The sequence below is a fragment of the Streptomyces meridianus genome (assembly GCF_023703325.1).
Lineage (GTDB): Bacteria > Actinomycetota > Actinomycetes > Streptomycetales > Streptomycetaceae > Streptomyces > Streptomyces meridianus.
The window spans coordinates 17,532-43,871 of the sequence record NZ_JAMQGM010000010.1 but is presented as its reverse complement, the minus strand read 5'-3'; the positions used below and the strand labels follow the sequence as shown (position 1 = coordinate 43,871).

Annotated in this window: 27 protein-coding genes; 25 read left to right on the top strand and 2 right to left on the bottom strand. The window is 70.5% G+C overall.

Features of this window, described 5'->3' with window-relative positions; all coding sequences use genetic code 11:
* Positions 1-37: 37 nt before the first annotated feature.
* The gene (locus tag M1E25_RS04580; protein ID WP_251409944.1) at positions 38-724 is read right to left on the bottom strand and encodes a bifunctional DNA primase/polymerase; all 687 of its coding nucleotides are present in this window, start codon (positions 722-724) and stop codon (positions 38-40) included.
* Positions 725-1,167: 443 nt separating this feature from the next.
* On the opposite strand from M1E25_RS04580, the gene nsdA reads away from it, so the two are divergent.
* The 22 genes from nsdA (at position 1,168) to M1E25_RS04470 (ending at position 22,328) form a co-directional block, all read left to right on the top strand.
* Positions 1,168-2,661, top strand: a complete 1,494-nt coding sequence (nsdA, locus tag M1E25_RS04575; RefSeq protein WP_251409956.1) for a transcriptional repressor NsdA — start codon at positions 1,168-1,170, stop codon at positions 2,659-2,661.
* Positions 2,662-2,875: 214 nt separating this feature from the next.
* On the top strand, positions 2,876-4,174 hold the full coding sequence (locus M1E25_RS04570; protein ID WP_251409941.1) for an ammonium transporter: 1,299 nt from the start codon (positions 2,876-2,878) through the stop codon (positions 4,172-4,174).
* The gene (locus M1E25_RS04565) at positions 4,171-4,509 is read left to right on the top strand and encodes a P-II family nitrogen regulator (RefSeq protein WP_251409938.1); all 339 of its coding nucleotides are present in this window, start codon (positions 4,171-4,173) and stop codon (positions 4,507-4,509) included. The genes M1E25_RS04570 and M1E25_RS04565 overlap by 4 nt, the downstream gene beginning before the upstream one ends.
* A gap of 37 nt (positions 4,510-4,546) precedes the next feature.
* Positions 4,547-7,072: a [protein-PII] uridylyltransferase gene (locus M1E25_RS04560; protein ID WP_251409935.1), complete on the top strand. Its 2,526-nt coding sequence runs from the start codon at positions 4,547-4,549 to the stop codon at positions 7,070-7,072.
* Positions 7,073-7,219: 147 nt separating this feature from the next.
* Positions 7,220-8,758: a signal recognition particle protein gene (gene ffh / locus M1E25_RS04555; protein ID WP_251409932.1), complete on the top strand. Its 1,539-nt coding sequence runs from the start codon at positions 7,220-7,222 to the stop codon at positions 8,756-8,758.
* A gap of 592 nt (positions 8,759-9,350) precedes the next feature.
* Positions 9,351-9,941 (top strand): hypothetical protein, encoded by a 591-nt coding sequence (locus M1E25_RS04550; RefSeq protein WP_251409929.1) that lies wholly within the window; start codon positions 9,351-9,353, stop codon positions 9,939-9,941.
* 172 nt (positions 9,942-10,113) lie between these two features.
* Entirely contained in the window at positions 10,114-10,551 is a 438-nt protein-coding gene (gene rpsP, locus M1E25_RS04545) for a 30S ribosomal protein S16 (RefSeq protein ID WP_251409926.1), read from the top strand.
* A gap of 2 nt (positions 10,552-10,553) precedes the next feature.
* Positions 10,554-10,793 carry an RNA-binding protein gene (locus M1E25_RS04540; protein ID WP_251409923.1) on the top strand — a complete coding sequence of 80 codons (240 nt, stop codon included), beginning with the start codon at positions 10,554-10,556 and terminating at the stop codon, positions 10,791-10,793.
* Positions 10,794-10,882: 89 nt separating this feature from the next.
* Entirely contained in the window at positions 10,883-11,470 is a 588-nt protein-coding gene (gene rimM / locus M1E25_RS04535; protein ID WP_251409920.1) for a ribosome maturation factor RimM, read from the top strand.
* Positions 11,470-12,297, top strand: a complete 828-nt coding sequence (gene trmD / locus M1E25_RS04530) for a tRNA (guanosine(37)-N1)-methyltransferase TrmD (RefSeq protein ID WP_251409916.1) — start codon at positions 11,470-11,472, stop codon at positions 12,295-12,297. The genes rimM and trmD overlap by 1 nt, the downstream gene beginning before the upstream one ends.
* Positions 12,298-12,421: 124 nt before the next feature.
* Positions 12,422-12,772: a 50S ribosomal protein L19 gene (gene rplS / locus M1E25_RS04525; protein WP_251409953.1), complete on the top strand. Its 351-nt coding sequence runs from the start codon at positions 12,422-12,424 to the stop codon at positions 12,770-12,772.
* 45 nt (positions 12,773-12,817) lie between these two features.
* Entirely contained in the window at positions 12,818-13,585 is a 768-nt protein-coding gene (lepB, locus tag M1E25_RS04520) for a signal peptidase I (protein WP_251409913.1), read from the top strand.
* Positions 13,578-14,714 (top strand): signal peptidase I, encoded by a 1,137-nt coding sequence (lepB, locus tag M1E25_RS04515; protein ID WP_251409910.1) that lies wholly within the window; start codon positions 13,578-13,580, stop codon positions 14,712-14,714. The genes lepB (M1E25_RS04520) and lepB (M1E25_RS04515) overlap by 8 nt, the downstream gene beginning before the upstream one ends.
* A complete protein-coding gene (gene lepB, locus M1E25_RS04510) occupies positions 14,611-15,543 on the top strand; it encodes a signal peptidase I (protein ID WP_251409950.1) in 933 nt (310 codons plus the stop codon). Before lepB (M1E25_RS04515) ends, lepB (M1E25_RS04510) begins: the two co-directional genes overlap by 104 nt.
* A gap of 58 nt (positions 15,544-15,601) precedes the next feature.
* The gene (lepB, locus tag M1E25_RS04505) at positions 15,602-16,348 is read left to right on the top strand and encodes a signal peptidase I (protein WP_251409907.1); all 747 of its coding nucleotides are present in this window, start codon (positions 15,602-15,604) and stop codon (positions 16,346-16,348) included.
* A gap of 13 nt (positions 16,349-16,361) precedes the next feature.
* Positions 16,362-16,886 (top strand): NUDIX hydrolase, encoded by a 525-nt coding sequence (locus M1E25_RS04500; protein WP_251409904.1) that lies wholly within the window; start codon positions 16,362-16,364, stop codon positions 16,884-16,886.
* Between the two features lie 13 nt (positions 16,887-16,899).
* Positions 16,900-17,226, top strand: a complete 327-nt coding sequence (locus tag M1E25_RS04495) for a DUF2469 domain-containing protein (protein WP_251409900.1) — start codon at positions 16,900-16,902, stop codon at positions 17,224-17,226.
* A gap of 140 nt (positions 17,227-17,366) precedes the next feature.
* A complete protein-coding gene (locus M1E25_RS04490; RefSeq protein ID WP_372500518.1) occupies positions 17,367-17,834 on the top strand; it encodes a YraN family protein in 468 nt (155 codons plus the stop codon).
* Positions 17,834-19,450: a YifB family Mg chelatase-like AAA ATPase gene (locus tag M1E25_RS04485; RefSeq protein WP_251409894.1), complete on the top strand. Its 1,617-nt coding sequence runs from the start codon at positions 17,834-17,836 to the stop codon at positions 19,448-19,450. Before M1E25_RS04490 ends, M1E25_RS04485 begins: the two co-directional genes overlap by 1 nt.
* A complete protein-coding gene (gene dprA / locus M1E25_RS04480) occupies positions 19,447-20,622 on the top strand; it encodes a DNA-processing protein DprA (RefSeq protein ID WP_251409891.1) in 1,176 nt (391 codons plus the stop codon). Before M1E25_RS04485 ends, dprA begins: the two co-directional genes overlap by 4 nt.
* Before the next feature lie 232 nt (positions 20,623-20,854).
* Positions 20,855-21,691 (top strand): RNA polymerase sigma factor WhiG, encoded by an 837-nt coding sequence (gene whiG, locus M1E25_RS04475; RefSeq protein WP_251409888.1) that lies wholly within the window; start codon positions 20,855-20,857, stop codon positions 21,689-21,691.
* 79 nt (positions 21,692-21,770) lie between these two features.
* The gene (locus M1E25_RS04470; RefSeq protein WP_251409947.1) at positions 21,771-22,328 is read left to right on the top strand and encodes a TetR/AcrR family transcriptional regulator; all 558 of its coding nucleotides are present in this window, start codon (positions 21,771-21,773) and stop codon (positions 22,326-22,328) included.
* Here M1E25_RS04470 and M1E25_RS04465 read toward each other — a convergent pair.
* A complete protein-coding gene (locus M1E25_RS04465; protein ID WP_251409885.1) occupies positions 22,282-23,181 on the bottom strand; it encodes a M23 family metallopeptidase in 900 nt (299 codons plus the stop codon). The genes M1E25_RS04470 and M1E25_RS04465 overlap by 47 nt on opposite strands.
* Positions 23,182-23,576: 395 nt before the next feature.
* Here M1E25_RS04465 and rpsB point away from each other — a divergent pair, with 395 nt between their 5' ends.
* The 3 genes from rpsB (at position 23,577) to pyrH (ending at position 26,328) form a co-directional block, all read left to right on the top strand.
* Positions 23,577-24,476, top strand: a complete 900-nt coding sequence (gene rpsB, locus M1E25_RS04460) for a 30S ribosomal protein S2 (RefSeq protein WP_251409882.1) — start codon at positions 23,577-23,579, stop codon at positions 24,474-24,476.
* A gap of 88 nt (positions 24,477-24,564) precedes the next feature.
* Positions 24,565-25,401, top strand: coding sequence for a translation elongation factor Ts (gene tsf / locus M1E25_RS04455; RefSeq protein WP_251409879.1), 837 nt, complete (start codon positions 24,565-24,567; stop codon positions 25,399-25,401).
* 159 nt (positions 25,402-25,560) lie between these two features.
* Complete coding sequence (gene pyrH, locus M1E25_RS04450) at positions 25,561-26,328, top strand: UMP kinase (protein WP_251409875.1); 768 nt, start codon at positions 25,561-25,563, stop codon at positions 26,326-26,328.
* Positions 26,329-26,340: the final 12 nt, after the last annotated feature.

Genomic DNA, 26,340 nt, shown 5'->3' with positions numbered 1-26,340 from the left:
TGCTGCCGGGCGCCGCCGTGCTCGCGCCTCCGCGGCGTCAGACCGCCGACCGGTGGCAGACGTAGGCCAGCGTGCCCAGGAGCAGCCGCGCGTGCGGGGGACATCCGACGGTGTCGAGCGTCGGCGGCCGCAGCCAGCGCACCGGGCCGAGGCCGCCGAGGTCGGAAGGGGGTGCGGTGATGTGGTCGCCGGGACCGAGCGCCCTCAGATCCAGCTCTGCGTCGTCCCAGCCCATCCGGTACAGCAGGAGCGGGAGGTCCGCGGCGGCGCCGGGAGCGACGAAGAAGTGGGCCCGGCCGTGCGGGGTGGCCACGACCGGGCCGAGCGGGAGGCCCATACGTTCCAGCCGGACGAGAGCGTGCCGTCCGGCCGTTTCGGCCACCTCGAGCACGTCGAACGTCCGGCCGACCGGGAGCATAACGGCCGCGCCGGGCACCTCGCCCCAGGCCCGGCCGACCTCGCCGAGAGTGGCACCGGCCTTCACCTCCGGGGCGAACTCCAGGGGATGGGCGCCTGGGGCTGGGCAGCCCTCGTCTCCGCAGGAGCACTCGACCGCGCCGGTGCCGGGCTGTTCGGCCGTGGCCGTCCGGCCGGCGCGCGCTCCCGGCACGACGTCCCAGCCCCAGAGCCCGGTGTACTCCGCCACGGCCGTGTACTCGGATGCCCGATTCCGGCGCCGCGAGGCGGAGCGGAGGTCCCGGATTCCGCCAATAGTGAAGCCCATGCCCCCTCCAACGGGTTCCGCCTGCCGATGGTTACGAGGCGGAGTCGGGAGTGACACTGTGTCATTGACCCGGGGTGCGAGTGGCGCACGGTGGCGCACTGTGGTGCGCAGGGTGGTGGACTCCGAAGAACGCACCCCGGTTCACTCCCGGTCGCCGCTTGCCGACCGTTCGGTGTCAAGTGAATCGTGAAGCGGCTCGGTTGGGTTCATTCGAAGGGGTGGCGAATGGTGGCGTTTCCCCGGCCCGCCCTCCTGCCTCCCGTGACCGTAAGGTTACGCTCGGTGCACGAGTCCGAGAGGGAAGCGTGGATCGTGGGTATGCCGAAGGCATGCGGCTCCCCGATGCGCCCGCCGCCCCGGCGGTGCACCGGGCGGACCAGCGCACCGAGCGGCATTCAGTACAGGGCTCGGACGCGGCACGCATCTCGGATGGGGGCATTCTCGTGGGTGGCAACGGCAGCGGCGGCATCCAGGCCGGGAAACGCCCCAATGCGCAGCTCGGGTCGTGGTTCGTGCGCAGCGGCTGGTCGAGGGGCGAACTCGCCCGCCAGGTCAACCGCCGGGCTCGCCGCCTGGGTGCCCACCACATCAGCACCGACACCTCCCGCGTCCGCCGCTGGCTCGACGGGGAGCAACCCCGCGAGCCGATCCCGCGGATCCTCTCCGACCTGTTCTCCGAACGTTTCGGCAGCGTTGTCGCCGTGGAGGACCTGGGGCTGCGCCCCTCCAGCCCGTCGCCCGGACAGTCGGGTATCGACCTGCCCTGGGCGGGGCCCCAGACCGTCGAGCTGATCAGCGAGTTCACCCGCAGCGACCTGATGCTCGCCCGGCGCGGATTCCTGGGGACGTCGCTGTCGCTCGCCGCCGGTCCGGCGCTCGTCGAGCCCCTGCAGCGCTGGCTGGTGCCCACGCCCGCCCGGACGCCCGACCTGGTGGCGTTCATCCCCGCGCAGGCCCGGGAGCGCCGGGCCTCCCGGCTCTCCGGTCCCGAACTGGAGCTGCTCGAGGCCACGACCGTGATGTTCCGGCAGTGGGACGCGCAGTGTGGCGGCGGCCTGCGGCGCAAGGCCGTCGTCGGGCAGCTCCACGAGGTCACCGAGCTGTTGCAGGAGTCCCAGTCGGCCGCCGTGGAGAAGCGCCTGTTCAAGGTCGCCGCGGAACTTGCCGAGCTGGCCGGCTGGATGAGCTACGACGTGGGGCTCCAGCCCACGGCCCAGAAGTACTTCGTGCTGGCGCTGCACGCGGCGAAGGAGGCCGCCGACAAGCCCCTGGGGTCGTACATTCTCTCCGACATGGGGCGCCAGATGATCCATCTGGGCCGCCCCGAGGATGCCCTGGAACTCATCCACCTGGCCCAGTACGGCAGCCGCGACTGCGCCACCGCCCGTACCCAGGCCATGCTCCACGCCGTTGAGGCACGGGCCTACGCGAACATGGGCGACCCCGGCAAGTGCAAGCGGGCCGTCCGGATGGCAGAGGCGACTTTCGAGGAGGCCGGCGAGGACGAGAACGACCCCGACTGGATCCGGTTCTTCTCCGAGGCCGAGCTGAACGGCGAGACGGCCCACTCCTACTGCGACCTCGCCCACGTCTCCGGCCGTAGCCCGGCCTACGCGTCCATGGCAGAGCCGGCGATGAGCAGAGCGGTGGAGCTCTTCCGTGAGGACGAGGTGCACCAGCGCTCGTACGCCCTCAACCTCATCGGCATGGCCCGGGTCCATCTGCTCCAGAAGGAGCCGGCGCTGTCCGCGGAGCCGGCGCAGAAGGCGCTTGCCATGGCCGGAAAGATGCGTTCGGAGCGGGTGAACACCAGATTGCGGAAAACCGTGGACATGGCCGCCCGCGAATACGCCGACGTGGTGGAGATCGCGGACCTGGCCGCCCAGCTCTTCCAGGACCTGCCGGAATCGGCGAACGCGGTGTCCGAGGCCGTCTGAGCACGGCCCTCGGGGCGGGCACGCACCGACCGGTGACGGGTCACCCGGCGGTTCACCGTCGCGTAACACACCGGGCACCGATGTCACCCGGGTGAAACGCCGCGCTGCGCCCGCCGAAACGGCGCTCGGTCACTCTCGTGGACGAAATCGGCCCACAGGCTTCCCCTCGACGGCGCAGCCGCAGGGCCGTCCGACCCACGAGGGGACACCGGCTTTGAATGGCGCAGACACCACGTTCGTACTGATCAGTGCCGCGCTCGTCATGCTGATGACGCCCGGCCTGGCCTTCTTCTACGGCGGCATGGTGCGGGTCAAGACCACCCTCAACATGCTCATGATGTCGTTCATCTCCCTGGGCATCGTCAGTGTGCTCTGGGTGCTGTACGGCTACTCGCTCACCTTCGGCGCCGACGTCGGCGGCGGCCTGCTCGGCAACCTCGACCACATCGGGCTGGCCGGCATCGGCCCCGACACCCTCACCGACGGCAAGAAGGGCATCCCGGTCTTCGCCTTCGCCCTCTTCCAGCTGATGTTCGCCGTGCTCACCCCCGCCCTCATGAGCGGGGCCCTGGCCGACCGGGTGAAGTTCACGGCCTGGGCGCTGTTCATCACGCTCTGGGTGACCGCCGTCTACTTCCCCGTCGCGCACTGGGTGTGGCAGGAGGACGGCTGGCTCCGCAAGCTCGAGGTCATCGACTTCGCCGGCGGCACGGCAGTCCACATCAACGCGGGCATCGGCGCCCTCGCGGCCGTGCTCGTCGTGGGCAAACGCATCGGCTTCAAGAAGGACCCGATGCGGCCCCACAGTCTGCCGCTCGTCATGCTCGGGGCCGCCCTCCTCTGGTTCGGCTGGTTCGGCTTCAACGCCGGTTCGGAACTCGCCGCGGACGGGACCGCCGCCAACATGGCGCTGAACACCCAGGTCGCCACCGGCGCCGCGATGCTCGGCTGGCTGGTGTACGAGCGTGTGCGCCACGGTGCGTTCACCACGCTCGGCGCAGCATCCGGCGCCGTCGCCGGACTCGTCGCCATCACACCGGCCGGTGCGAACGTCAACGCCCTCGGAGCCATCCTGATCGGGGTCGTGGCCGGAGCTGTCTGCTCCTGGGCCGTGGGCCTCAAGTTCAAGCTGGGCTTCGACGACTCGCTCGACGTGGTCGGCGTGCACATGGTCGGCGGCATCATCGGAACCCTGCTGGTCGGCGTCCTCGCCGTCGACGGTGTCGGCGGGCTGGTGCAGCTGGGCCGGCAGGCCGTCGGAGCCGGCGCCGTGATCGTTTACTCCTTCCTCGTCTCCTGGCTGCTGGCCGTGCTGGTGGACCGGACCATCGGCTTCCGCGCGAGCGAGGAGCAGGAGATCGCCGGAGTGGACCAGGCATTCCACGCCGAGACCGCCTACGACTTCAGTGCCATGGGCGGCTCCTCGGCGCGCCGTGACCTGCCCGTGGCGGCCCCCGGCCGGGGCGACGCAACCGAGCCCCAGAAGTCGCTGAACAAGAAGGTGGACGTATGAAGCTCATCACCGCCGTCGTGAAGCCCCACCGGCTCGACGAGATCAAGGAGGCACTCCAGGCCTTCGGAGTACAGGGCCTCACCGTCACGGAAGCCAGTGGTTACGGCCGGCAGCGCGGCCACACCGAGGTCTACCGGGGCGCGGAGTACACCGTTGACCTCGTACCGAAGATCCGGATCGAGGTACTGGTCGAGGACGCCGACGCCGAGCAGCTGATCGAGGTGGTCGTGAAGGCGGCCCGCACCGGTCAGATCGGCGACGGGAAGGTCTGGAGCGTCCCGGTGGAGACGGTAGTCCGGGTACGCACCGACGAGCGCGGCCCCGACGCCCTCTGACTTCGGAGGACTGCACGCAACGATGAGGAGCCGAGCCGTGACGAGTGCCGAGACAACCTCCGCGACCGGGTACTCGGGGCCCGCCTCCTGCTACGCGGAGGCCCGCCTGCGCCTGCTCCACGAGCAGGCGCGGTCCGGGCCTCCGCGCCGGACGGAACTCGCCCGGATCACCGACCGGTGGCTGGCCGGTCTCCTTGCCTCCGGGACGCACGGAGTGCCTGCCGGGGTCTCCCTCGTCGCCGTCGGCGGCTACGGCAGGGGCGAACTCTCCCCCCGCAGCGACCTCGATCTCCTGTTGCTGCACGACGGCACCCTCGACCCGGCGCGATTGGCCGCCCTCGCGGACCGGCTCTGGTACCCGATCTGGGACCTGGGGCTCGATCTCGACCACTCCGTACGCACTCCCGCGCAGGCCAGGAAGACGGCCGAAGGAGACCTGCGGGCCCATCTCGGCCTGCTCGACGCCCGCCACCTGGCCGGCAGCGCCGAACTGACGGCCGGTCTGCGGTCCGCCGTCCTCGCCGACTGGCGCAACCGGGCACCGACGCGGCTGCCGGAGCTCCGCGAGCTGTGCCGGGAGCGGGCCCGCCGGCACGGCGAACTCCGGTTCCTGCTGGAACCCGACCTCAAGGAGGCGCGCGGAGGGCTGCGCGACCTCACCGCCCTGCGGGCCGTTGCCGCGTCCTGGCTCGCCGACGCCCCGCGTCACGGGCTCGCCGAGGCGCGGACCCGGCTGCTGGACGTACGGGACGCCCTGCACCTGACCACTGGACGCGCCACCGACCGGCTGGTGCTGCAGGACCAGGACCAGGTCTCCCACCATCTCGGAGTGCTTGACGCCGATGTACTCCTGCGGCAGGTCTACGAGGCAGCCCGCACGGTAGCCCACGCGGATGACCTGACCTGGCGCGAGGTCGGCCGAGTGCTGCGCGCCCGGTCGGGACGGCCCCGGCTGCGCGGCCTGCGCGGCACGCTCACCGGGGGCGGGCGGGCACCGGCCGAGAGCGCGCGCAGCCCGCTCGCCGAGGGCGTCGTGGAGCAGGACGGCGAGGCCGGGCTCGCCCGCACGGCCAGGCCCGAACGCGACCCCGTCCTGCCGCTGCGGGCGGCGGCCGCCGCCGCACAGGCCGGTCTGCCGCTGTCCCTGGCGGCGGTGCAGCGCATGGCCGGGGCGGGGGGCTGCCGTCCGCTGCCCGACCCGTGGCCGTCGGAGGCCCGGGAGCAACTGGTGACACTGCTCGGCGCGGGGGAGGCGACCGTGCCGGTGTGGGAGACGCTGGAAGCCGGGGGACTGATCACCCGGCTGCTTCCGGACTGGGAGCGTGTCCGCTGCCGTCCGCAGCGCAACCCCGTGCACCGGTGGACCGTTGACCGCCATCTGGTGGAGACGGCCGTGCGCGCCTCGGAACTCACCCGCCGGGTCGGTCGCCCCGATCTGCTGCTGGTCGCGGCGCTGCTGCACGACATCGGCAAGGGCTGGCCCGGTGACCACTCGGTGGTCGGGGAGACGATCGCCCGGGACATGGCCGAGCGCATCGGGTTCAGCAGCCGGGACGCCTCCGTTCTCGGCACGCTCGTCCGGCACCATCTGCTGCTCGTCGAGACCGCCACCCGGCGCGACCTGGACGACCCGGCCACCGTGCAGACCGTTGCCGGGGCCGTCGGGGACGTCGGAACCCTCGAGATCCTGCACGCGCTGACCGAGGCCGATGCCCGTGCCACCGGACCGGGTGCGTGGGGCTCCTGGCGGGCCACGCTGGTCGGGGACCTGGTCGGGCGGGTGCGGGCCGTGCTCGACGGCGTCCCGCATGAGCCGCCCGCCGGGGACGCGGCGGACGTCGCACACGAGCGCCTGGCGCACGAGGCGCTCAGCACCGGGGTCCCGGTGCTGGTGCTGCAGACCGACCCCCATCCGCCGGAGGGGGCGGATGCCCACCACGACGCGGGCCGAGCCGCCGGCGAACCGGTCGGTGTCGAGCTGGTGATCGCCGTGCCCGACCGGGAGGGCGTGCTGCCCGCGGCGGCCGGCGTTCTCGCCCTGCACCGCCTGCGGGTGCGCACCGCGGACCTGCGCGTCCTCACCCTGCCGCACGCCGCCGGGTCGCAGGGCCCGGGTGCCCGGGCCGCGCAGCGGGACGCCCTGCTGCTGACCTGGCGGGTCTCGGCCGTCTACGGATCCCTCCCGGAGGCGGTCAGACTGCGCAAGGACCTCGAGCGAGCTCTCGACGGCAGCCTCGACGTCCCCGGCCGGCTGGCCGAGCGTGAAGCCGCCCACCCGGTCCGGCGCGGGATCGTCGCCCCGCCGCCCCGGGTGACGGTCGCTCCGGCGGGTTCCCGGTTCGCGACGGTCATCGAGGTGCGTGCCCAGGACGTCCCCGGCCTGCTGCACCGGGTCGGCCTCGCGCTGGAAGCCGCCGGGGCACGGGTCCGCAGCGCGCACGTCAGCACGCTCGGGGCCAACGCCGTCGACGCCTTCTACGTGACGGACGCTGCGGGCGCTCCGCTGCCGGACGAGGAAGCCGCTGCCCTCGCCCGTACCGTGGAGCGTGCGGTAAGGGCCTGAGCCCGGGGGCCGGGGCACCGCGGACGCCCGGGCTCAGGCACCGGGCGGCACGGTGGAGACCGCCGGGCGGGGATGGCACTCTTGCGTGCAGATACCCTTGGGGGTCGACCGCCGGCTCCACTTCCGACCGAAGGATTCGCGACCACCGTGTTCGATACCCTCTCCGACCGCCTCGCAGCGACGTTCAAGAACCTCCGGGGCAAGGGTCGCCTGTCCGAGGCGGACATCGACGCCACGGCGCGCGAGATCCGGATCGCCCTGCTGGAGGCGGACGTCGCGCTGCCCGTCGTGCGGGCCTTCATCAAGCAGGTGAAGGAGCGCGCGCTCGGCGCCGAGGTCTCGCAGGCGCTGAACCCCGCGCAGCAAGTCATCAAGATCGTCAACGAGGAGCTCGTCGGGATCCTCGGCGGCGAGACACGCCGGCTCCGGTACGCCAAGAACCCGCCGACCGTCATCATGCTCGCCGGCCTCCAGGGTGCCGGTAAGACGACGCTTGCCGGAAAGCTGGGCCGCTGGCTCAAGGCCCAGGGCCATGCCCCGCTGCTCGTGGCCTGTGACCTCCAACGCCCCAACGCGGTGAACCAGCTGTCCGTTGTCGCCGAGCGGGCGGAGGTCGCGGTCTTCGCGCCCGAGCCGGGCAACGGCGTCGGCGACCCCGTGCAGGTCGCCAAGGACTCCGTCGAGTTCGCGCGCGGCAAGCAGCACGACGTGGTCATCGTCGACACGGCCGGCCGTCTCGGCATCGATCAGGAGCTCATGCAGCAGGCCGCGGACATTCGCGACGCGGTCAGCCCGGACGAGGTCCTGTTCGTCGTCGACGCGATGATCGGTCAGGATGCGGTCAACACCGCCGAGGCCTTCCGGGACGGCGTCGGCTTCGACGGCGTGGTGCTGTCCAAGCTCGACGGCGACGCGCGTGGCGGTGCCGCCCTGTCGATCGCGCACGTCACCGGTCGGCAGATCATGTTCGCCTCCAACGGTGAGAAGCTCGACGACTTCGACGCGTTCCACCCGGACCGCATGGCCTCCCGCATCCTCGGCATGGGCGACATGCTCAGCCTGATCGAGAAGGCCGAGCAGACCTTCTCGCAGGCCGAGGCCGAGAAAATGGCGGCCAAGCTGGCGAAGGGGCCCAAGGAGTTCACGCTCGACGACTTCCTGGCCCAGATGGAGCAGGTCCGCAAGATGGGCTCCATCTCGAAGCTGCTCGGGATGCTGCCCGGCATGGCGCAGATGAAGGACCAGATCAACAACCTCGACGAGCGCGAGGTCGACCGCACGGCCGCGATCATCAAGTCGATGACGCCCGGCGAGCGCCACGATCCGCACATCATCAACGGCTCGCGCCGCGCTCGTATCGCCCGGGGCTCGGGCGTCGACGTCAGCGCGGTGAAGAGCCTGATCGAGCGGTTCTTCGAGGCACGCAAGATGATGTCGAGGATGGCCCAGGGCGGCGGCATGCCGGGGATGCCGGGGATGCCGGGGACGGGGGGCGGTGGCGCGCGCCAGAAGAAGAAGCAGAAGCAGGCCAAGGGTAAGCAGCGCAGCGGCAACCCCATGAAGCGCAAGGCCGAGGAGCAGGCCGCGGCCGCCCGCCGGGCCGGCGGTGGGCAGGACGATGCCGGTCAGGAGGCCGCGCCGTTCGAACTGCCCAAGGAGTTCCGGGACATGCTCCCGCCCCAGTGAGGACTGCGAGCCCCGCGGGTCCCGGTGCGCGAGGCGTCTGCTTCCGCACCGGGACCGTTGCTGTGTCGGACCGGGGCCGGACCGTGCCGTCCTGCCGTGTGCGGGGGTGCAGGGCCTCGGTCAGCTCCCGGGTCACCCGTTCCATGCCCGCCGTTCCTGCGGCGGAGTCGAACATGGCTGGCGCCAGCAGGCCGCGCACGGCGGCCTCCCGGTCCGTATGCCGGAAGGGCAGGTGAGTCCGGTGGGGCTCCCGGCCCCACCGTGTGCTCTGCCCGGGACGTCACGGGGGCGGTTCCGGCCGGCGCTGCGGTGACCGCTAGGCTCGGGAGCCTTCTGCACCCGCTTGACCGGATTACTGCGGGCCGGAAGCCGGTGCGGCGGTCCCCCGCCCTGCGTACGGCGACTACGTCCGGCTGGGCAGGCCGCGTACATTGCGATGCGAGTGGAATTGATGCGGGCCGCGTGATTCGTCACCGAATGACACGCCCGCTCTCGTCGTACGGCATCGAGGCTCAACTGACTGGTAAGTGCAAAATTATTTCGGTTGACCCGGTATCGGAACACTGGGGCGCCTCTGCTCGTTGTTTACGACGTGAGCACGACACCAACAGTTCTTGCCGCAGAACTGGCGCTGGCTTGGGCCGATATTCAACGGCACCACCCCGAGCTGCCGGATCTGGCCGCCCCTGAATCGCTGATCGGAGAGTCCTCGTCGGCATGCGGCGCCGAACTCTCCTTCGAAAGGCTGCTGCACGAGGCAGTGCACGGCATCGCGACCGCCCGGGGAGTCCGCGACACCTCGCGCGCCGGCCGCTACCACAACCGCAGATTCCTTGCGATCGCCGAAGAGCTGGGGCTCGACCACCCGGAAGAGCCACACCCCAGCAGCGGTTTCTCCCTCGTGGTCCTGAGTCCGGAGGCCGGCCGGCGCTACCGCCCCACCATGGAGCGGCTGCAACGAGCCCTCCAGGAGCACACGGCCGCCACCTCGGGAGACACCCCGCGGAGTTTCCGCGGGCCGGCCGCGCGTCACGGTTCGTCCGGCGGCGGGGTGCGGGTGAAGGCGGTCTGCGACTGCGGCCGCAACGTCCGTGTGGTGCCCTCGGTCCTGGCCCAGGCGCCGATCGTGTGCGGTGGGTGCGGGGAACCGTTCCGCATTCCGGAGACCGCGGCCGTCGCCTGAGGGGGCGGCAGAGCCACCGCGGCCGTGTGGCAGAATGGTCAGCTGAGTTCTCGGCAGCCGGATCGGACCCCTCTCTCCCTCGGCTGACGCGTCCACCGAGCGCTCGGTCCCACAACCCCACGTGGAAGCCGTTGCCGCTCAAACACGTCATAGAGCAGGAGACACCACTCTCGTGGCAGTCAAGATCAAGCTGAAGCGACTGGGCAAGATCCGGTCGCCGCACTACCGCATCATCGTCGCCGACTCCCGCACCCGCCGTGACGGCCGTGCCATCGAGGAGATCGGTCTGTACCACCCGGTGCAGAACCCGTCGCGCATCGAGGTCGACTCCGAGCGTGTCCAGTACTGGCTGGGTGTCGGCGCGCAGCCGACCGAGCCGGTCGCGGCCATCCTCAAGGTCACCGGTGACTGGCAGAAGTTCAAGGGCCTGCCCGCCCCGGAGCCCATGAAGGTCGCCGAGCCCAAGGCCGACAAGCGTGCCCTCTTCGAGGCCGCGGCCAAGGACTCCGGTAACGAGCCGAAGGGTGAGGCCATCACCCCGAAGGCCAAGAAGTCCGACAAGAAGGCGGGCGAGGCCGAGGCCGCGTCCACCGAGTCGACCGAGGCCTGAGGATGCTCGAGGAGGCCCTCGAGCACCTGGTGAAGGGCATCGTCGACAACCCGGACGACGTGCAGGTCGCCTCGCGCGACCTGCGGCGCGGCCGCGTACTCGAGGTCCGGGTGCACCCTGACGACCTCGGCAAGGTGATCGGCCGCAACGGCCGCACCGCGCGTGCGCTGCGCACCGTCGTGGGCGCCATCGGCGGCCGGGGCATCCGCGTGGACCTCGTCGACGTGGACCAGGTTGTCTGAGCAGCGGTTGATTTCCGGCGACGGGCCGGGGAGGGCTTTCGGCCGTCCCCGGCCCGTCGCCGTCGCAGAGAACAGCGGGAGAGACGAAAGTGCAGCTGGTAGTCGCACGGATCGGCCGGGCCCATGGGCTCCGGGGCGAGGTCACGGTGGAAGTGCGCACCGACGAGCCCGAGTTGAGACTTGCCCCCGGTGCTGTGCTCCTCACCGATCCTGCTTCCGTCGGCCCGCTGACCATCGAGAGCGGCCGGGTGCACAGCGGACGTCTGCTGCTGCGCTTCGAGGGGGTGCCGGACCGTACGGCGGTCGAGGCTCTGCGCAACACCTTGCTCATCGCCGAGGTGGACCCGGAGGAGCAGCCGGAGGACCCCGAGGAGTATTACGACCACCAGCTGACGGACCTGGACGTGGTCACCCTCGACGGCCGGCACGTGGGACGCGTCTCCGAGATCACCCACCTCCCGTACCAGGACCTGCTCGTCGTCGAGCGTCCGGACGGCAGCGAGGTGCTGGTGCCGTTCGTCAGCGAGATCGTGCCGGAGATCGACCTGAAGGCGCAGCGGGCGGTCATCGACCCGCCTCCGGGTCTGATCGACGCCGGTGAGGGGACCGCGGACGAGGAGCCCGCCGGGGGCGGTTCCGCTGACGGCCCACCGGCCGGCGGGGGAGCGGGCAGCTGATGCGGCTCGACATCGTCACGATCTTCCCCGAGTACCTCGAACCCCTGAACGTGTCTCTGGTCGGCAAGGCGCGTGCCCGGGGGCAGCTGGACGTCCGGGTGCACGATCTGCGCGCCTGGACGCACGACCGGCACAACACGGTCGACGACACTCCGTACGGCGGCGGACCCGGCATGGTCATGAAGCCGGATCCCTGGGGTGAGGCCCTCGACTCCGTCATCGCCTCCGGCGAAGGGGACACCCGGCCGACGCTCGTCGTCCCGACGCCCAGCGGCCGCCCGTTCACCCAGGCCCTCGCGGTCGAGCTCTCCGAATGCCCCTGGCTGCTCTTCACACCGGCCCGTTACGAGGGCATCGACCGGCGTGTGATCGAGGAGTACGGGGAGCGACTCGACATCCACGAGGTGTCGATCGGCGACTACGTCCTGGCCGGTGGCGAGGCTGCGGTGCTGGTCATCACCGAGGCCGTGGCGCGGCTGCTCCCCGGAGTGCTGGGAAACGCGGAGTCCCACCGTGACGACTCCTTCGCCCCGGGCCGGATGGCGGATCTCGTCGAGGGCCCCGTCTACACCAAGCCGCCGGAGTGGCGCGGCCGCGGCATCCCGGACGTGCTGGTGAGCGGGCATCACGGGAGAATTGCGCGCTGGCGGCGCGACGAGGCCATCCGCCGGACCGCGCTCAACCGGCCGGACCTGATGGAACGTTGCGATCCCGAGGTCTTCGACGGGCGGGACCGTGAACTGCTGGCCGAACTGGGCTGGGAAGTCAGCGAGGGTGGCCGGTACGTGCGGGAATTTGGGAGACCGGGCAGGCCCGTGGAAGAATGAGCCGCTGCTGTGCGTCCGGTGAGCGCCCCTGCCACAGGGGGACCGACGCCGCCCGACGCGGCTGCACTCCGTAACTCAGACGAATGCCGCTGATGACCTGTGGCATCAGCGAAGAAAGCAGATGATCATGCATCTCCTCGACAACGTCGACGCTGCGTCGCTGCGCAGCGACGTCCCGGCCTTCCGTCCCGGTGACACCGTGAACGTCCACGTTCGCGTCATCGAGGGCAACCGGTCCCGTGTGCAGCAGTTCAAGGGTGTCGTCATCCGCCGCCAGGGCTCGGGTGTGCGCGAGACCTTCACCGTGCGCAAGGTCAGCTTCAGCGTCGGCGTCGAGCGCACCTTCCCGGTGCACACCCCGATCGTCGAGAAGGTCGAGGTCGTCACCCGCGGTGACGTTCGCCGCGCCAAGCTGTACTACCTCCGTGAGCTGCGCGGCAAGGCCGCGAAGATCAAGGAGAAGCGCGAGAGGTGATCTCGCTCCGGTGGCCCGACCCGGGCGGGATAGGCTCAGGGCTCGATGGACACCGGAAACCAGTCTTCGAAGCGCGGTCACTCGTCCGAACCCGATCAGGGTGACGGGCGGGGGCCGCGCTTCAGGCATTCCCCGGGGCGTGCCGGGCGTCTCGGACGGGCGGCGGCCGTCGGCGCGGGGCTGGTGCTCGTGGCGGCGGTCTTCGCCGTACAGCCGTTCCTGATCCCCAGCGGATCCATGGAGAACACCCTGCGCGTCGGCGACCGCGTCCTGGTCAACAAGCTGGCCTACCGCCTCGGCGGCAGCCCGTCGCGCGGCGACGTCGTCGTTTTCGACGGGGCGGGATCGTTCGATCCGGTCCGGGATCCCTCGGATCCGGTGTCCCGGGTGCTGCGTGGGGCGGGCTCGGCGGTGGGACTCGTCGAGCCGGGGGAGACCGACTACGTCAAGCGCGTCATCGGGGTCGGAGGGGACCGGGTGACCTGCTGCGACCGACGCGGCCGGATCACGGTGAACGGCACCCCGGTCACGGAGGCCTACCTTTACCCCGGCGATACCCCCTCCCGCGTACCTTTCGACATCGTGGTTCCTGACGGGAGACTGTGGATGATGGGCGATCATCGCGATCGGTCCCGTGACTCCCGTGACCATCTGGGGGAGGCGGGCGGCGGCATGGTGCCGGTGGAACGGGTGGTGGGTCGCGTCGACTGGATCGGCTGGCCGTACGGTCGGTGGACGGCGCTGCAGCGCCCCGCGGCGTTCGCCTCCGTACCGGGGTCCGGCGCCGGCGCGGTCGGCGGTGAACATGGGTAGCCGCGGGCGCCGCCGGGCCGGACATCCGCAGACCTCCCGGAGTGCGCCGGCGGCCATGTCCGCGCGGGAGGACGTCGACCAGGCGGCCGAGCGGCCTCCCAAAGGCCGGGCGGAGCGGCGCCGGATGGCGCAGCGGATCAAGCGCCGCAGGCGACGGTCGGCTGTGCGGGAGATCCCCATCCTGGTCGGTGTCGCCCTGCTGATCGCCCTGGTGCTGAAGACGTTCCTGGTCCAGGCCTTCGTGATTCCGTCGGGATCGATGGAACAGACGATCCGGATCGGCGACAGGGTGCTGGTCGACAAGCTGACCCCGTGGTTCGGCTCCAAGCCGGAGCGCGGTGACGTCGTGGTGTTCAAGGACCCCGGCAGCTGGTTGAAGGCGCAGCCGTCGGAAGGGGATACGGCATCCGGGTCCGGGCCGTTCCGCGACGTCATGACGTTCATAGGGTTGCTGCCGTCGGCGGATGAGCAGGACCTGATCAAGCGTGTGATCGCGGTCGGCGGGGACACCGTGAAGTGCTGTGACAAGAAGGGCCGGATAACGGTCAACGGGAAGCCGGTCGACGAGCCGTATCTGCATCCCGGGAATGCGCCGTCCACGAGGAAGTTCGAGGTGGATGTGCCCGCACGGAGATTTTTTGTGATGGGCGACCACCGGTCGAACTCGGCGGACTCCCGCTACCACCTCAGTGATATCGGTCACGGAACGGTCTCGGAAGATCTCGTTGTGGGCAGGGCTGTTGTTGTCGCCTGGCCCCTCGGCCACTGGCGCAGACTCGAGGAATCCGCGGCATTCGCTTCGGTTGCCGCCGGAAGGACGGAGTCCGCAACGGCGGACGGGCGAAGTTCCCGGGAGGCGAGCTCTTCTGGGCATAAGGTGTCCACTGAGTCCGAGTTGTCCGAAGAAATGCAAGGATCGATTCAATTCCCGACCCCTGCGGAACTCCCGCTCGTTATCGGAGCGGTGGGCCTGCGCCATGCGTGGGGCAGGCGGCAGCGTGGAGTGAGGAGTGGATGTGGGGGATTTGGCGGTCGGCGCACGATCCGGTCATGGCGAGCCCGAGAGGCGGCCCGGGGAGCTGCTCGAGCCCCCGGTGGTGCCTCCCTCCGGAGGCCCTGGCAGCGATGAGGAAGGCAATGACGTGAGAGGGCAGCGCAAGCAGCGCTCCTTCTGGAAGGAACTGCCGATTCTCGTCGGCATTGCCCTCCTGCTCGCCCTCCTGATCAAGACGTTCCTGCTCCAGGCGTTCTCCATCCCGTCCGACTCGATGCAGGACACCCTGCAGCGCGGCGACAGGGTGCTGGTGGACAAGCTGACACCGTGGTTCGGCTCGGAGCCGGAGCGCGGCGAGGTCGTCGTCTTCCACGATCCCGGCGGCTGGCTCGGCGAGACCCCGGCCGTCGATTCGGGGCCCGTCGCGGAAGGCGTCCAGAAGGTTCTCAGCTTCATCGGCCTCATGCCGTCGGCCGAGGAGAAGGATCTGATCAAGCGGGTCATCGCGATCGGCGGCGACACCGTCGAGTGCAAGGGCAACGGCCCGGTGAAGGTGAACGGCAAGGCGCTCGAGGAGCCGTATCTCTACCCCGGCAACACTCCTTGCGGTGACAAGCCGTTCGGCCCGCTGACGGTGCCCGAGGGACGTATCTGGGTGATGGGCGACCACCGCCAGAACTCGCTCGACTCGCGTTGGCACCAGGACCTGCCGGGCAACGGCACGGTCTCCACCGACGAGGTCGTGGGCCGAGCGGTGGTCGTGGCCTGGCCCGTGAACCGCTGGTCCGCGCTGTCGGTGCCTGCCACCTTCGATCAGCCCGGCCTCGGAGCGGCGACGACGGCGGCTCCGGCGGCCCTCGGTGTTGCGGGTGCCGTGCCGATCGTGCTGTGGCGCCGCCGCAGGCAGGCGGGCACGGTGCTCCCGGCGCAGAAATCGATCAAGAAAGCGGTACAGGACGGCTGACCGCGCTCGGTAACCCCCGGTAGGGTGCCGCCCAGATCTCTGAGGGCAAGGAGCTGGGATGCGCGAGGCAGGACGTAACGGCAGCGGCCGTGGCCGCTTGGGCAGTGCACTGTCCGGGCTGGCCATGGCCGTTGGGTGTGTGCTGTTCCTGGGTGGATTTGCATGGGGCGCGGTGCTGTACCAGCCCTACACGGTGCCGACCGCATCGATGGCCCCGACCATCGGTCAGGGGGACCGCGTCCTGGCCCAGCGCATCGACGGCGAGCAGGTGCGCCGAGGTGATGTCGTGGTCTTCACCGACTCCGCCTGGGGCGACATGCCCATGGTGAAGCGGGCTGTCGGCGTGGGCGGCGACAAGATCGTCTGCTGCACGAAGGACGGGCGGCTGAGCGTCAACGGCAAACCCGTCGAGGAACCGTACCTGCAGGGTGGCGGAAAAGCCCCGGCGTCCCTGACCCCCTTCAAGGTCGCGGTCCCGGACGGAGAGCTCTTCATGATGGGTGACCACCGGGACGAGTCGCTGGACTCCCGGGTCCACCTCGGCGACGGCAACCACGGAGCAGTGCCGCGCGAATCGGTGGACGCCCGGGTGGACTCGGTCGTGTGGCCGGTGAACGGCGCCGGGATGATGCGGCCCGCGACGAACTTCGAGTCCCTGTCCGGTGGGATCTCCCACCCCGGTCCGCTGCCGCTCATCGGGACGGCGATTGCGGCCGGGGCTGTGCTTGTGCTCGGTGGCGCGGCGATCGGGTCGCTCGCCCAGCGGGTCTCCCGGGGCAGGGCCCGGGTGCCGGCGCGGGCCTGAGGAGGTCACCCCCGTGACCCGGCGCAAGGTCGCGCGCGTGGTGCTGCTGGATCCGGCGGACCGGATCCTGCTGCTCCACGGTTTCGATCCCGACCGTCCGGCGAGGACCTGGTGGTTCACGCCCGGTGGCGGGGTCGAGGACGGCGAAACGCGGGAGGAGGCGGCCCACCGGGAGGTGGCCGAGGAGACCGGAATCACCGGCATCCGGCTGGGGCCCGCCGTGTGGCGTCGAACCTGCTCGTTCGTCTTCGACGGGCGAAGGTGGGACCAGGACGAGTGGTACTACCTCGCTCGTACCGAGAGCACCCGGACGAACACCGGAGGGCACACGGAGCTGGAGCGGCGCAGCGTGGCGGCACTGCGCTGGTGGACGCAGGACGATCTGGCCCGCACCCGTGAGACGGTGTACCCGAACCGGCTCGCCGGACTCCTGCGCACGCTGCTCGACGACGGGCCCCCGGCTTCACCTGTGGATATCGGCCGCAAGTGGCCGGGGTTCCGCAGGAACCTGGAGCACAATGGGGGAACGCACGGCTGAAGGGGAACATGCCATGAGCGCCGAGGACCTCGAGAAGTACGAAACCGAGATGGAGCTCAAGCTCTACCGGGAGTACCGAGACGTCGTCGGGCTGTTCAAGTACGTCATCGAGACGGAACGGCGCTTCTACCTCACCAACGCCTACGAGATGCAGGTGCACTCGGTACAGGGCGAGGTCTTCTTCGAGGTGTCCATGGCCGACGCATGGGTGTGGGACATGTACCGGCCGGCGCGTTTCGTGAAGCAGGTGCGCGTGCTGACCTTCAAGGACGTGAACATCGAGGAGCTGAACAAGAGCGACCTCGATCTTCCCTCCGGGGAGTCCGGCTTCAGCAGCTGATCGCACATGCACCCCGGTGCGTCCGGAACTCCTCGTTCGGGTGATCGGGTTATCCACAACCGCCGGGTTGTCCACCGTTTTCCAGCAGGATCCACCGGATCCCACAACCTCCGTCACAGTCGGTGACGGAGGTGATGTCCATGGTGCACGGACAATCCGGTGCAACGGTCACCGGCAGGAGCAGTCACCGCCCGACCGGCGGCGCGGGCAACCCGGGAGCCCGCGCCGGGTCTACGGACGGGCGGCGCGCACTCGGTCGGTACGGTGAGGAGGTGGCCGCCCGTCGCCTGACGGCAGCGGGCATGAACATCCTGGAACGCAACTGGCGCTGCCGTGACGGCGAAATCGACATCGTCGCCTCGGACGGTGACTCTGTCGTGATCTGTGAGGTGAAAGCCCGGCGGGCGGGTGGCCCCGAGCATCCGATGGCTGCCGTCACCCCGCGCAAGGCCGCGCGGCTGAAGCGTCTTGCCGCCCGGTGGCTTGCGGACCGCTGGCTGGCGGAGCACAGCGCCCCGCCGTCCGGAGGCGTGCGCATCGACCTCGTCGGTGTGCTGCTGCCGGCGCACGGTGCGCCGGTCGTGGAGCATGTGCGGGGCGTGACCTGATGGGATTCGCGCGCACCTGCTCGGTGGCACTGGTCGGGGTCGAGGGCATCGTCGTCGAGGTACAGGCGGATCTCGAACCCGGTGTGGCGGCGTTCACTCTCGTCGGGCTGCCGGACAAGAGCCTCATCGAGAGCCGGGACCGGGTCCGGGCCGCCGTGGTCAACTCCGGCGTCGACTGGCCGCAGAAGAAGCTCACGGTCGGACTGAGCCCTGCGTCCGTCCCCAAGAGCGGCAGCGGGTTCGACCTCGCCGTGGCGTGCGCCGTCCTGGCGGCTGCCGAGCGCATCGACCCGCGGCAGATCGCGGATCTGATGATGATCGGCGAACTCGGTCTGGACGGCCGGGTGCGCCCGGTCCGCGGAGTGCTGCCCGCCGTGATGGCCGCTGCGGAGGCCGGGTACCGCCAGGCGGTGGTGGCGGAGCGGACGGCTGCGGAAGCGTCGCTCGTGCCCGATGTCGCGGTGCTCGGGGTGCGCAGTCTGCGGCAACTCATCGCGGTGCTCTCGGGCGAGCCGGTTCCCGAGGAGAGCGAGTCTCCCGACCCGGGGAGGCCGGACGCCCTCTTGGCCGGACTCGCCTTGCCGGGCGCGGCAGGCACGGGCACCGGGCGGGGCTCGGACCGGGCCGAGCCTCCGCCCGATCTGGCCGATGTCGCGGGTCAGCGCACCGCACGTCTGGCGCTGGAGGTGGCGGCTGCCGGGGGCCACCACCTCTACCTGAAGGGCCCTCCAGGCGCGGGCAAGACGATACTGGCGGAGCGGCTTCCCGGCCTCCTGCCGCCGCTCACGCGCCGGGAGTCGCTCGAGGCCACGGCGGTCCACTCGATCGCCGGCACCCTCCCGCCGGGAAAGCCGCTGATCGACGGCGCCCCGTACTGCGCGCCTCACCACTCGGCCACGATGCAGTCCCTGGTCGGCGGAGGGCATGGGCTGCCGCGACCGGGGGCGGTCTCACTGGCGCATCACGGGGTCCTTTTCCTGGACGAGGCTCCTGAGTTCAGCGGACGGGTCCTGGACGCGCTGCGACAGCCACTGGAGTCGGGACACGTGGTTGTGGCTCGCAGCGCCGGGGTCGTACGGCTGCCGGCCAGATTCCTGTTGCTGATGGCGGCCAACCCGTGTCCCTGCGGCCGGCACTCCCAGCTCGCCGCGGGCTGCGAATGCCCGCCCGCGAACATCCGCCGCTACCAGGCCCGGCTGTCCGGGCCTCTGATGGACCGTATGGATCTCCGTGTGCAGGTGGAACCGGTGACCAGAAGCGAGTTGACGAGCGGGGCGGGGGAGGAGAACAGCGCGGCGGTTGCAGGCCGGGTGAGACTGGCTCGCGAGCGTTCGGAAGCCAGGCTGGCGGGTACCCCCTGGCGCATCAACAGCGAGGTTCCCGGGCACGAGCTCAGGACCCGCTGGCAGGCCGCGCCAGACGCGCTGTGGGAGGCGGAGCGGGACATGGAACGGGGCATGCTCACCGCCCGCGGCCTGGACCGCGTGCTGAGGGTCGCCTGGACCATCGCGGACCTGGCAGGCCACGACAGGCCGAGCTCTCAGGATGTCTCCCAGGCCCTGCAACTGCGGACCGGCGTAGAACGCGGAGCCGTTCCTGCCCGGGGGGCGCGATGAGCTCGGAGGTTGTCGTGCCGCGATCGGCGGACACGGGAGAACGGCTGACCCGGGCGGCGCTCACCCGGATCGTGGAACCCGGGGACGAACTGGCCGGCGCGATGCTGCGCCGGATGGGCCCGTGCGAACTGCTGCACATGTTCACCGGCGGGCGGAAACCGCCCCCCGGAATGAGCGCCGAGCGGTTGGCCGGGTACCGGATCCGCGCGGAGCGGCTCGCCCCCGAGGCGGACCTGGCTGCGGTGGAGGCGATCGGCGGACGGTTTCTCTGCCCCGGCGACCGGGAATGGCCGCGCCAGCTCGAAGACCTGGGCGACGCTCAGCCCATCGGTCTGTGGGTGCGCGGACAGCCGTCGCTGCGGATGTGGGCCCTCAGATCCGTGGCCGTCGTCGGGGCCAGAGCCTGCACGGACTACGGCGCACACATGGCCGCCGCCTTCGGGTCAGGGCTTGCGGAGTCCGGCTGGGTGGTCGTGTCAGGAGCCGCCTTCGGAGTCGACGGGGCCGCGCACCGGGGAGCACTGGCCGCCGGCGGGGCCACCGTCGGCGTACTCGCCTGCGGGGTCGACTCCGCCTATCCGCGCGGGCACACCGAGCTCATCGCGCGGATCGCCGACCACGGCCTGCTTGTCGCCGAACTGCCGCCCGGTAGTCACCCGACGCGCAGTCGCTTCGTGCTCCGCAACCGGCTGATCGCGGCGCTCACCCGCGGCACGCTGGTCGTCGAGGCCCAGTACCGCAGCGGCTCGCTCGCGACCGCCCGGTGCGCCCTGCGCCTCGGCCGCTACACGATGGGCGTGCCCGGGCCGGTCACTTCCGGTCTCTCCGCCGGAGTGCACGAATTGCTGCGAGGCGAGGGCGTGCTCGTCACCGACGCCTCCGAGGTGATCGAACTGATCGGCAGCATCGGTGACCTCGCGCCGCCACGGCACGGACACGTCATGCCCAGGGACGCGGTCGGTCCGCACCGGCTCCGGATCCTCGACGCGCTCCCGGCGCACGGTGCCGTCGAGACGCACCAGGTGGCTCGCAGGGCGGGGGCTTCGCTCCGCGCGGCTGAGGAGGCGCTCTGCGAACTGCAGTCCCTCGGATTCGTCGAACGGCAGGGGTGCACCTGGAAACTGGTTCACCCGCGGGGGGACGTTGATCCGGTTGCGCGAGGCGGTCCTTGACCTGCTGCGATCGGGTGAAAAGCTGGGGCGCGGCAACCGCAGGACCGTTTCGCGTCTCGCGGACGGCCGGTGCGCAAAGTGCGCTCCGTAACCCTTCGGTGCGGGGGACGGAACGAATCTGCGCACGCCTGAAGCGCGGCCTTCGCACGCTGCGACGCGATGGTCACGCTACGCTCACATCACCCAGACAGCGTCCTCACTCCGACGACGGCAGAACGGCTCAAGGCGACGAATGCCCCAGCACACCTCCGGGTCTGATCGCGCGGCAGCGCCACCCGCCGCCCGCGGCAGCGTGCGCCCCGCCACGCCCTCGTCGCTCGACGAACTGTGGAGGTCCTACAAGGCCACAGCCGACGAGCGGCTGCGGGAGCAACTGATCCTGCACTACTCGCCGTTGGTGAAATACGTGGCCGGCCGGGTCAGCGTCGGCCTGCCGTCCAACGTCGAGCAGGCCGATTTCGTCTCCTCGGGGATCTTCGGCTTGATCGACGCCATCGAGAAGTTCGACCCCGAGCGATCCATCAAGTTCGAGACCTACGCGATCACACGCATCCGGGGTGCCATGATCGATGAGCTGCGCGCCCTGGACTGGATTCCCCGCTCGGTGCGCCAGAAGGCCCGCGCCGTCGAACGTGCCTATGCCACGCTCGAGGCGTCGCTCCACCGGACCCCTTCGGAAGGCGAGGTGGCGGACGAGCTCGGGATGAGCCTGGACGATCTCCACCATGTCTTCAGCCAGCTCTCGTTGGCGAACGTCGTCGCCCTCGAGGAACTGCTGCACGCGGGAAGCGAGAGCGGCGACCGGCTCAGCCTGATGGACACACTGGAGGACACCTCTGCGGACAACCCCGTCGAGGTCGCGGAGGGCCGGGAGATGCGCCGTCTCCTGGCCCGGGCCATCAACACGCTGCCGGAACGCGAGAAGACCGTTGTCACCCTCTACTACTACGAGGGCCTGACCCTCGCCGAGATCGGGCAGGTCCTCGGCGTCACGGAGAGCCGGGTCAGTCAGATCCACACCAAATCCGTCCTCCAGCTGCGCGCCAAACTGGCCGATGTCCGGGGCTGAACCCCATCGCGGCGAACGTCCGCGGGGCCGCCCGCCGCGTCCGTAGGGTGGGTGCGTGCCAAGGATTCGAGCGGCCTCGGTGGCCGAGCACCGGACGATGCAGCGCGGCGCCCTGCTGGACGCCGCCCGGTCCCTTCTCTCCGAGGGCGGGACGGCAGCTCTGACCTTCCCGGCCCTGGCCGAACGGACCGGGCTCGCCCGCTCGTCCGTCTACGAGTACTTCCGCTCCCGTGCGGCCGTGGTCGAGGAGCTGTGCGCGGTGGACCTCCCCGTCTGGGCGGCGGAGGTCGAAGCGGCCATGCGTGCCGTGGACACACCGCAGGCCAAGGTCGAGGCCTACGTGCGCAAGCAACTCGCCCTGGTCGGTGACCGGAGACACCGCGCCGTGGTGGCGATCTCCGCAGGTGAGCTGGACGCGGGGGCCCGGGAGCGGATCAGGGCTGCCCACGGAGGGCTGATCGCCGTGATCGTCGAGGCGCTCCGCGAACTCGGACACGAGCATCCCGCCCTCGCGGCGATGCTCCTCCAGGGCGTCGTGGACGCCGCGGTGCGCCGCATCGAACTCGGTGCCGGCGAGGATCCCGCCCGGATCACGGAGGCCGCCGTGGCCATGACTTTGCGGGGTGTGGCGGGCTGACGCCGGTACGTGGCCGCCGCCCTGCCCGCTCCCCCGGGCGTCGGCGCCGAGGCGGCGCCCAGCCGTGCCCGGGAAATCGTCGATGAATCCGCTCACGGGTCCAGCAGCCGCCGGCGACGAGTAGGCAGAGCAGCAGCCACTCCCGCGATTGGGGGGAGCCGGCGTCCATTGACGCCTTCCCCGGCTCCGGCGGCTCGGCGGGGCCGAAGACAGGGAGCAGCCGCGACGGCGGCCGTGTTCCCCGGAGCCCGGAGAGGAGAGTCAGCGGGTCGAGATAGCCGTCCTCGCGCCGCAGGCCCCAGTGCAGGCAGGCCCGCGTGCAGTGGAACGGGCCCGTGTCGATCACCCCGACCTGCTCACCGGCCGTGACCCGGTCCCCCTTCGAGACCCGAGCTCGCACGGGTTCGTACGTGATGCGCAGCGGTGGAGATCCCGAGCCCTCCACATCGACCGACAGCACCCGCCGTCCGGCCACGATCCCGGCGAACGCGACCGTGCCGTCCGTCGCCGCACGCACCGGGGCGCCCGGCCCGGCGGCCAGGTCGACACCGCGGTGGCCGGCCGCGTAGGGCGACGGCGGTGGCTCCCATCTGTGGATCAGCGGGGGAGGCGGTCCGACGCCGCGTGGCCCCACCGGCCAGGACCGCTTGCCCGGGGCCTCTGCGGGCACAACCGCTCCCGATGGCGGCGCCGGCCGGGAGCCGGGCTCTTTGCCGCCCGGTGTCTGCACCGCCCTCGCCGGGTCCGGGGGCCGGAGGAGGAGGAACAACAGGGCGCACAGGAGCAGAGCCGTAGCGTGCCGGGCCGCCCGGAGCGGGTTGTCGGCGATGGTGTGAGCGGTGAGAAGCGGCATGACGGGACAGTGGCGTACGGCCGGAGATCCGGTGGATCTTGACGGAGAAGTGTGGACGACCGGCTATCTGTGAACAACTCCGTCACCCGTGTGAGGGGGCGGGCTTCGAGGCGGCTGTGGCAACCCTTCTGTCCGGCCGGTGAGAGGCAGGCGCATGTCGCCCGGCGGTTCCCGGGTCCCGTACACTTCAGGTGGCGATCCGGGCCACCGGATCGACTTCGCACGCCCCGCCACCGTTGCCCGGCAGCCCCCGGAATCCGTCCCGGGACCCCGGATCCACACGGAGGCCGCGTCTCTCGGTCCTCGGAAGTCGTCTTCCCTGGCAGACGCGCAGGGGCGTCAGGCGCGACGGCCGCCCGGCCGCCGCGAAACCGAGTACCTCAAGGAGTACGGCCATGGCCGTCGTCACGATGCGGGAGCTGCTGGAGAGCGGCGTCCACTTCGGGCACCAGACCCGCCGCTGGAACCCGAAGATGAAGCGCTTCATCTTCACCGAGCGCAACGGCATCTACATCATCGACCTGCTCCAGTCGCTGTCGTACATCGACCGCGCCTACGAGTTCGTCAAGGAGACCGTCGCGCACGGCGGCTCCATCATGTTCGTCGGTACGAAGAAGCAGGCGCAGGAGGCGATCGCCGAGCAGGCGACCCGCGTCGGCATGCCTTACGTCAACCAGCGCTGGCTGGGCGGCATGCTCACCAACTTCTCGACCGTCTACAAGCGCCTCCAGCGCCTCAAGGAGCTCGAGCTCATCGACTTCGAGGATGTGGCCGCCTCCGGTCTCACCAAGAAGGAGCTCCTGGTCCTCTCCCGCGAGAAGGCCAAGCTGGAGAAGACTCTCGGTGGTATCCGCGAGATGCAGAAGGTGCCGAGCGCCGTCTGGGTCGTGGACACCAAGAAGGAGCACATTGCCGTCGGCGAGGCGCGCAAGCTCAACATCCCGGTCGTCGCGATCCTCGACACCAACTGCGACCCGGACGAGGTCGACTACAAGATCCCGGGCAACGACGACGCGATCCGTTCCGTCACCCTGCTCACCCGTGTGATCGCCGACGCCGTCGCCGAGGGACTCATCGCCCGTTCCGGTGGTGCCGGTGAGGCCAAGGGCGAGAAGGCCGCCGCTGAGCCGCTCGCCGAGTGGGAGCGCGACCTGCTCGAGGGCGACAAGAAGGCCGAGCAGCCTGCCGAGGGCGAGAAGAAGGCGGAAGCCACCGCCGACGCCCCTGCTGCCGACGCCCCTGCTGCCGATGCCCCGGCCGCGGACGCCCCGGCCGCGGACGCTCAGCAGGCCTGACGAGACCGTCACGGCTGATGACGGCGGGGGCCGAGGCCCCCGCCGTCCACCCGTAGATCACCGACTTCCGAGAAGAGACTGACAGACCATGGCGAACTTCACCGCCGCTGACGTCAAGAAGCTCCGTGAGCTCACCGGCGCCGGCATGATGGACTGCAAGAAGGCGCTGGACGAGGCCGAGGGCAACGTCGACAAGGCCGTCGAGGCACTGCGCATCAAGGGCCAGAAGGGTGTCGCGAAGCGTGAGGGCCGCAGCGCCGAGAACGGCGCGGTCGTCTCCCTGCTCTCCGACGACAACAGCACGGGCGTTCTGCTCGAGCTGAAGTGCGAGACCGACTTCGTCGCCAAGGGCGACAAGTTCGTTGCCGTCGCCGACGCACTGGCCGCTCACGTGGCCAAGAGCAACCCGGCGGACATCGAGGCGCTGCGCGCGTCCGAGATCGAGGCCGGCAAGACCGTTCAGGCGTTCGTGGACGAGGCCAACGCCACCCTCGGCGAGAAGATCGTCCTCGACCGCTTCGCGCAGTTCTCCGGCGGTTACGTCGCGGCGTACATGCACCGCACCAGCCCGGACCTGCCCCCGCAGGTCGGCGTCCTGGTCGAACTCGACAAGGAGAACGCCGAGGTCGCCAAGGACATCGCGCAGCACATCGCCGCCTTCTCGCCGAAGTTCCTCTCCCGTGAGGAGATCCCGGCCGAGACGGTCGAGAACGAGCGTCGCGTCGCCGAGGCCACCGCTCGCGAGGAGGGCAAGCCCGACGCCGCTCTGCCGAAGATCGTCGAGGGCCGTGTCAACGGCTTCTTCAAGGAGAACGTCCTGGTCGACCAGGCCTTCGCGAAGGACAACAAGAAGTCCGTCCAGAAGGTCCTCGACGAGGCTGGCGTCACGCTGAAGCGCTTCGCACGCTTCCGCGTCGGCGTCTGAGGCCGCAGAGCGACGGAATACTCCTGACCCGCTAAGGTCGGGGGCAGTCGGCCGCCGGTGACGGACGACCGCAAGATGTGACGAGGAGGCCATTGCCGCAGCGGGCTCGAGCAGAGACCACCGGCGATGGCCTTCTTGTATGTGCACGAGGAGAGTTCCATGAACCAGGGTGCCGACAAGGCCGACAAGAGCGACCACGGCAGCAGCGGCCGCCGCTTCATGCTCAAGCTGTCCGGCGAGGCGTTCGCCGGCGGAGGGGGACTCGGCGTCGACCCCGACGTCGTGCACAAGGTGGCCCGGGAGATCGCGGCCGTGGTCCGGGACGGGGCGCAGATCGCGGTCGTCATCGGCGGCGGCAACTTCTTCCGCGGCGCCGAACTCCAGCAGCGCGGCATGGACCGGGCGCGCTCCGACTACATGGGCATGCTCGGCACGGTCATGAACTGCCTTGCTCTCCAGGACTTCCTGGAGAAGGAGGGCATCGACTCCCGTGTCCAGACCGCCATCACCATGGGGCAGGTCGCGGAGCCCTACATTCCACTGCGCGCCGTGCGGCACTTGGAGAAGGGACGCGTCGTGATCTTCGGCGCGGGCATGGGCATGCCGTACTTCTCGACCGACACCACTGCCGCTCAGCGCGCTCTGGAGATTCACGCCGAAGCACTGCTCATGGGCAAGAACGGGGTGGACGGGGTCTACGACTCCGACCCGAAGAAGAACGCGGACGCCGTGAAGTTCGACGCGCTGGAGTACACCGAGGTGATCTCCCGCGGGCTGAAGGTCGCCGACGCCACCGCGATCACCCTGTGCATGGACAACAAGCTGCCGATCCTCGTTTTCGAACTGCTTGCCGAGGGCAACATCGCGCGGGCGGTACGGGGTGAGAAGATCGGCACGCTGGTCAGCGACGAGGGCACCCGGGGCTGATCTGCGGGCTGT

What these genes read in the sequence shown, in the direction of transcription:
- M1E25_RS04580 (WP_251409944.1), bottom strand. Translation starts at nt 724, where the DNA reads ATGGGCTTCACTATTGGCGGAATCCGGGACCTCCGCTCCGCCTCGCGG.
- M1E25_RS04565 (WP_251409938.1), top strand. Translation starts at nt 4,171, where the DNA reads ATGAAGCTCATCACCGCCGTCGTGAAGCCCCACCGGCTCGACGAGATC.
- M1E25_RS04540 (WP_251409923.1), top strand. Translation starts at nt 10,554, where the DNA reads ATGCTCGAGGAGGCCCTCGAGCACCTGGTGAAGGGCATCGTCGACAAC.
- trmD (WP_251409916.1), top strand. Translation starts at nt 11,470, where the DNA reads ATGCGGCTCGACATCGTCACGATCTTCCCCGAGTACCTCGAACCCCTG.
- lepB (WP_251409913.1), top strand. Translation starts at nt 12,818, where the DNA reads ATGGACACCGGAAACCAGTCTTCGAAGCGCGGTCACTCGTCCGAACCC.
- lepB (WP_251409910.1), top strand. Translation starts at nt 13,578, where the DNA reads ATGGGTAGCCGCGGGCGCCGCCGGGCCGGACATCCGCAGACCTCCCGG.
- lepB (WP_251409907.1), top strand. Translation starts at nt 15,602, where the DNA reads ATGCGCGAGGCAGGACGTAACGGCAGCGGCCGTGGCCGCTTGGGCAGT.
- M1E25_RS04495 (WP_251409900.1), top strand. Translation starts at nt 16,900, where the DNA reads ATGAGCGCCGAGGACCTCGAGAAGTACGAAACCGAGATGGAGCTCAAG.
- M1E25_RS04490 (WP_372500518.1), top strand. Translation starts at nt 17,367, where the DNA reads ATGGTGCACGGACAATCCGGTGCAACGGTCACCGGCAGGAGCAGTCAC.
- M1E25_RS04485 (WP_251409894.1), top strand. Translation starts at nt 17,834, where the DNA reads ATGGGATTCGCGCGCACCTGCTCGGTGGCACTGGTCGGGGTCGAGGGC.
- dprA (WP_251409891.1), top strand. Translation starts at nt 19,447, where the DNA reads ATGAGCTCGGAGGTTGTCGTGCCGCGATCGGCGGACACGGGAGAACGG.
- whiG (WP_251409888.1), top strand. Translation starts at nt 20,855, where the DNA reads ATGCCCCAGCACACCTCCGGGTCTGATCGCGCGGCAGCGCCACCCGCC.
- M1E25_RS04465 (WP_251409885.1), bottom strand. Translation starts at nt 23,181, where the DNA reads ATGCCGCTTCTCACCGCTCACACCATCGCCGACAACCCGCTCCGGGCG.
- rpsB (WP_251409882.1), top strand. Translation starts at nt 23,577, where the DNA reads ATGGCCGTCGTCACGATGCGGGAGCTGCTGGAGAGCGGCGTCCACTTC.
- tsf (WP_251409879.1), top strand. Translation starts at nt 24,565, where the DNA reads ATGGCGAACTTCACCGCCGCTGACGTCAAGAAGCTCCGTGAGCTCACC.
- pyrH (WP_251409875.1), top strand. Translation starts at nt 25,561, where the DNA reads ATGAACCAGGGTGCCGACAAGGCCGACAAGAGCGACCACGGCAGCAGC.